General features: G+C 69.4%; 7 protein-coding genes. 5 read left to right on the top strand and 2 right to left on the bottom strand.

Annotation, left to right across the window (positions count from 1 at the left end; all coding sequences use genetic code 11):
- The coding region (locus D588_RS0109065; protein ID WP_017915747.1) for a VIT family protein at positions 1-499 on the bottom strand (499 nt) is incomplete at its 3' end.
- Positions 500-721: 222 nt separating this feature from the next.
- On the opposite strand from D588_RS0109065, the gene D588_RS0109060 reads away from it, so the two are divergent.
- The 5 genes from D588_RS0109060 to D588_RS0109035 all read left to right on the top strand — a co-directional run bounded on the left by D588_RS0109060 (position 722) and on the right by D588_RS0109035 (position 4116).
- A complete protein-coding gene (locus tag D588_RS0109060) occupies positions 722-2086 on the top strand; it encodes a glutamate--cysteine ligase (protein ID WP_017912001.1) in 1365 nt (454 codons plus the stop codon).
- Positions 2087-2118: 32 nt separating this feature from the next.
- The gene (locus D588_RS0109055; protein WP_017915746.1) at positions 2119-2508 is read left to right on the top strand and encodes a hypothetical protein; all 390 of its coding nucleotides are present in this window, start codon (positions 2119-2121) and stop codon (positions 2506-2508) included.
- 443 nt (positions 2509-2951) lie between these two features.
- A complete protein-coding gene (locus D588_RS0109045; RefSeq protein WP_017915744.1) occupies positions 2952-3302 on the top strand; it encodes a hypothetical protein in 351 nt (116 codons plus the stop codon).
- Between the two features lie 11 nt (positions 3303-3313).
- The gene (locus D588_RS0109040) at positions 3314-3658 is read left to right on the top strand and encodes a hypothetical protein (protein ID WP_232764266.1); all 345 of its coding nucleotides are present in this window, start codon (positions 3314-3316) and stop codon (positions 3656-3658) included.
- Positions 3659-3732: 74 nt separating this feature from the next.
- On the top strand, positions 3733-4116 hold the full coding sequence (locus D588_RS0109035) for a YbjQ family protein (protein WP_017915742.1): 384 nt from the start codon (positions 3733-3735) through the stop codon (positions 4114-4116).
- A gap of 36 nt (positions 4117-4152) precedes the next feature.
- Here the strand turns inward: D588_RS0109035 and D588_RS0109030 are convergent.
- A partial coding sequence (locus D588_RS0109030) for an ATP-binding protein (RefSeq protein WP_017915741.1) occupies positions 4153-5315 on the bottom strand: 1163 nt, incomplete at its 5' end.

Below are 5315 nucleotides of genomic sequence, written 5' to 3'. Positions count from 1 at the left end.
CGGCCACGATCGGCAGTGCGGCGCCGGTGCAGAACGCCGCCGCCGACGCGGCCGCCGCCTGCAGCGGACGTGCGCGCAGGCTCTCGGTGATGCCGAGTTCGTCGCGCGCGTGCGCGCCCAGCGCATCGTGCGCGGTCAACTGCTCGGCGACCTGGCGGGCCAGGCCGGGTTCCAGCCCGCGCTGGCGATAGATCGCGGTGAGTTCGTCCAGTTCGCTCTGCGGGTCCTCGTGCAGCTCGCGGCGTTCCAGCGCCAGGTCGGCGCGCTCGGTATCGGCCTGCGATTGCACCGACACGTATTCGCCGGCGGCCATCGACATCGCGCCGGCCACCAGGCCGGCGATGCCGGTGGTCAGCACCGTGGCCGCCGACGCGCCGCTGCTGGCGACGCCGACCACCAGGCCGGCCACGGACAGGATGCCGTCGTTGGCACCGAGCACGGCCGCGCGCAGCCAGCCGGCGCGGTCGGTGCGATGGCGTTCGGAGTGGGTCGGGCGCATGGCGCTGCCTGCGGCGGAGCGGGAAGGAGACCGCAGCCTAGCCGAGCCGGCGCCGCGAACGCTTGCTGCGTCTCACTCTCGACGCCGTCAGCGGCGCGGCCATGGAATGCTGCAGTGCCGCCGGTAGCGACGCGGGCCGCGCCCTTGGCACGCTATAGTGCGGGCCTTGCGATGGCAGGGGATGGTCCCCACATCGCCTCACCCGCCGTGCGAGTCCTGCCCTTGTCGAGCCCCAGCCACGTTGCCGAGACGCCGATCACCGACCGCGCCGAACTGGTCGAGGTGCTTGCCTCCGGAGAAAAACCCGAAGCGCAGTGGCGCATCGGCACCGAGCACGAGAAGTTCGGCTTCCGGCTGGACGACCTGCGGCCGCCGACCTTCGACGGCGAGCGCGGCATCGAGGCCTTGCTGCTGGGCCTGACCCGCTTCGGCTGGGAGCCGGTGCGCGAAGCCGGGCACACCATCGCCCTGCTGCGCGATGGCGCCTCGGTGACGCTGGAGCCGGCCGGTCAGCTGGAACTGTCCGGCGCGCCGCTGCCGACCATCCACGACACCTGCGTCGAAGTGGGCAGCCACCTCAACGAGGTCAAGCAGGTCGCCGACGAACTGGGCCTGGGTTTCCTCGGCATGGGCTTCCAGCCGAAGTGGCGCCGCGACGAGATGCCGTGGATGCCCAAGGGCCGCTACCAGATCATGAAGCGCTACATGCCCAAGGTCGGTTCGCTCGGCCTGGACATGATGACGCGCACCTGCACGGTGCAGGTCAACCTGGATTACGCCAGCGAAGCGGACATGATCAGGAAGTTCCGCGTGTCGCTGGCGCTGCAGCCGATCGCCACCGCGCTGTTCGCCGACTCGCCGTTCGCCGAGGGCAAGCCCAACGGCTACCTCAGCTACCGCTCGCATATCTGGACCGACACCGACGCCGACCGCACCGGCATGCTCGACTTCGTGTTCGAGGACGGCTTCGGCTACGAGCGCTACGTCGACTATCTGCTCGACGTGCCGATGTACTTCTCCTACCGCGATGGCACCTACATCGACGCCAGCGGGCAGAGCTTCCGCGATTTCCTGCAGGGCAAGTTGCCGGCGTTGCCCGGTGCGTTGCCGACGCTGCGCGACTGGTCCGACCACATGACCACCGCTTTCCCGGAAGTGCGCCTGAAGAAGTACCTGGAAATGCGCGGCGCCGACGCCGGTCCGTGGGGCCGGCTGTGCGCGCTGTCGGCGTTCTGGGTCGGCCTGCTGTACGACGATGCGGCGCTGGGTGCGGCCTGGGACCTGGTCAAGGATTTCAGCCTGGTCGAACGCCACGCGCTGCGCGACGGCGTGCCGAAGCAGGCGCTGAAGCTGCCGTTCCGCAACGGCACCGTGCAGGACCTGGCTGCCGAGGCGGTGAAGATCGCCCTGTCCGGCCTGCGCCGGCGCGCGCGCCTGAACCGCGACGGCCAGGACGAATCGCGCTTCCTCGAACCGCTGGTGGAAATCCTGCATGGCGGCGAGACCGCGGCCGAGCGCAAGCTGGCGCTGTACCACGGCGCCTGGCAGGGCGACATCGACCACGTGTTCCGCGAGTTCGCGTACTGAGTGCAGCGGCGCGCCCGCAGGCCAGCAGAACGATGACCGCGATCGGTGACATGGCGGGCCTGTTCCAGGACGAGCCGAGCAGATGGGGCGGCCGTGGCGATCCGTATCTGTGGGAAGAGATGGCGTCGACCCTGGCCGGCGTGCCGTTGCCGGCGACGGCCACGCAGTGCGAGGCGCTGCTCGCCGACACCTTCGTGCGCCTGGTCGGCACGACGCTGGACGACACATCCGTCGAGTCGGTCTTCGTGCCGCGCCTCAGCCATGGCGGCATGTCCTCGGGATACGTCAGCCTGGTGTTCTGGCGGGCGACGGCACTTCCGCTGCTGCTGTCGCGTCATGCCGAGGCTGTGGCGCAGCGACATGCGGGTGCCATAGCGCCGCAAACGCCGCCATGGTGGCGACGGCTATGGCCTTCGCGCTAGACACCTAGCCACCCATCCGCGCCCTGGGCACGCCCCAGGCCGGGCAGCCGTGCGCCGATGGAGTGCGGCTGTACGCCGCCACTGACCTGGCCGAACGCCATGCGACCTTCGAGGTCGCGCGCTGCCTGCCGCGCCATGTGCTGATCGGCGACGACAGCGTCGGCCAAGGCGTGCTGGTCGCGTTGGCCAGACCGGCGTATCCCTCTTTCTCTGCGATCTGGGCGTCCTGGCCGGGGCAGAGCGCGTGCCGCTTGCGGCGTCGTTGCCGGAATGGATGGCGGCGGGAAGCCCGCTTTTGCCGTAGTCGGCGGGCGGGTTGCGCAATGTAAGCTGGTATCACGCGCACTATGCGTGGTGGGGGAATGCCGTCGCTATCGCTATCGCTATCGCGATCCGAGCGAGAGGCGCTTGTGGTGCCGGAGAGAGCGTCTTTGGGGGGATGGATGAAGCTGAAGATCGTTGGTGTGGTGTTGCTCGTTGCCTTTGCCGTTTCCGCCTGCGGTCTGCAGGAGCAGGCCGATGCCAAGTTCGGCGACCAGCATTTCAAGACAGTGGTGTCGTTGGTTGAACTGTACAAGCTGCGTACCGGGTCTTATCCCGCGTCGCTGGCCGACCTCACCTTCACCGGTGATTGGGATCAGATTGCCATTGCGTCGGTCCACTACCGGAAGCTGGACGAGGGCTACGAACTCGATCTTGTACGGGGATGGGTGGGGCGCCCGGATCTGCACTATCCGCCGGCATTCTGGAAAGGGCTTGGCCTGCGCAAATCCAATCTCAAGCACGCGCAGTGATGGCACCAGGCATGTCTTCGCGAGCGGTCGTAGAGCGCACGAGCGTTCGACGGCGTCTTTTCGAACGCATTGCGCTTGTGATGGTGTTGCTCGGCTGCATGGCATCCGCGCATGCGACCAGCCAATGCCCCGCCGACGTTGGTCCCAAGGATCCGCTCATCGATCTGCTCGGATGGGCGGTGGTCGCCAGCGGCGTGGCGCTGGGCGGCTGGCTGTGCGTGCACGTGGTGCGGCGTTCGCGCGGGCTGCGCCGATGGCGACGGGTGGCGGTCGTGCTGGCCGGCGTCGTGGCGATGCTGCTGCTATGGGGTGGCGGCCTGGTGCTGGCGATTGCGTGGTTCTTCATGCGGTGCTAACACTGCCGGCCTCGGTGCGTGCGCGCCGGGTCCGCGGTCCGCGGAGCCACGGGCCACGCCAGCAGGGGACACCGATGACCGATCCGTACAATTCCTCGCCGCCGCGTGCGGCGGTCTCGCCACTGAACGATGCGATGGTGACCACCGCGCTGGAACTTCCCGGCCACCGGGTCGTGCGCAATCTGGGCATCGTGCGCGGCATCACCGTGCGCTCGCGCTCCATCGTCGGCAATTTCCTCGGCGGGCTGCAGACGCTGTTCGGCGGCAACATCACCATTTATACCGAGCTGTGCGAGCAGGCGCGCCTGGAGACCTATCGGGACATGCTGCAGCACGCGCGGCAGATGGGCGGCAACGCCATCGTCGCGGTGCGCTACGACGCCACCGAGCTGATGGCCGGCCTGACCGAAGTGCTGTGCTATGGCACGGCCGTGGTCGTCGAGCCGAACCAGCGCTGAGTCGATCGGCGTACGGCGGAACGCGGCGCGCCCGGCTCAGCCACCGACCGCCTGGCACGGCAGCCGCACGCTGACCCGCAGGCCGCCCTCTGGGCGGTTGTCCAGGGCGATCTGGCCGCCATGCGCCAGCACGATGCTGTGCGCCACCGACAGGCCCAGGCCGATGCCGCCGGTGTCGCGGTTGCGCGAGTTCTCGCCGCGGAAGAACGGCAGGAACAGCTTCTCGCGCTGTGCGGGATCGATGCCGGGGCCGTCGTCGTCGATCCACAGCACGCATTCGCCGGCCTCGTGACGCAGTTGCAGGCGCGCACGCTTGCCGTACTTCAGCGCGTTCTCCACCAGGTTCATCACCATGCGCCGCAGCGACAGCGGGTCGCCGTCGAGGGTGATGGCGTCGCCGAGCAGCAGCACCACGTCCGCGCCGGTGTCGCTGGCGTCGTCGACCACGCTTTCCACCAGCAGGCGGAAATCCAGCGGCGAGCGCGTGCCGCGGCGGCTGTCGTTGTGGATGAAGTCCAGCGCCGCGGAGATCATCGCCTTCATCTCGTCGATGTCGGCCATGGTCTTCTCGCGCAGCGGCGGCTGCAGTGTCTCCAGGCGGAACGCCAGTCGTGCCAACGGCGTGCGCAGGTCGTGGGCGATCGCCGCGACCATGTGCGTGCGCTCGTTGATCAGCCGATTCAGGCGCGCCTGCATCGCGTTGAACGAATCGGCCGCCTGCACGATCTCGCTGGGGCCGCTGCGCCGCAGCGGCTGCGCGTCGGGATTGCGGCCGAGCTGGTCGGCCGCCTCGGCGAAGCGCCGGATCGGCGCCGACAGCGCCCGTGAGAACCACCAGGCCAGCGGCAGCATCGCCAGCATGCCGACCAGGAACAGCATCACCACCTGGGTCTTGAATTCGTTGGAGAACCGCCGCGGCGGCGACATCACGCTGCGCCAGTGGCCGTCGGGCTGGCGCAGGGCCGCGGTGAAACCGTCCAGCAGCGGTACCGCCGGGGCGAAGCCGCGTTCGCGCCACCCCACGGCGCGCATGGTCGCGCCGAAGGCGCCATTGCGCGGTGCCTCGCCCGGCGCAGGCGGCGGTTCCGGTGGCGGCGGTTGCTGCGCGGTGGCTGGGGGCGCGACCTCCGCGGGTGCGGGGACGTCGTCGTCGGCCGCCATGGCATGCGGCGGCGGCGGCGGGCGTTCGCCCAGGCGCA

This window comes from Xanthomonas sp. SHU 308 (assembly GCF_000364645.1).
In the GTDB taxonomy this organism is placed as follows: domain Bacteria; phylum Pseudomonadota; class Gammaproteobacteria; order Xanthomonadales; family Xanthomonadaceae; genus Xanthomonas_A; species Xanthomonas_A sontii.
Note: the sequence above shows the minus strand (reverse complement) of the source record. Positions and strands in the feature narration are given on the sequence as shown.

Coding starts and splice junctions, on each gene's coding strand:
- D588_RS0109055 (WP_017915746.1), top strand. CDS start 2,119: ATGACCGCGATCGGTGACATGGCGGGCCTGTTCCAGGACGAGCCGAGC.
- D588_RS0109045 (WP_017915744.1), top strand. CDS start 2,952: ATGAAGCTGAAGATCGTTGGTGTGGTGTTGCTCGTTGCCTTTGCCGTT.
- D588_RS0109040 (WP_232764266.1), top strand. CDS start 3,314: ATGTCTTCGCGAGCGGTCGTAGAGCGCACGAGCGTTCGACGGCGTCTT.
- D588_RS0109035 (WP_017915742.1), top strand. CDS start 3,733: ATGACCGATCCGTACAATTCCTCGCCGCCGCGTGCGGCGGTCTCGCCA.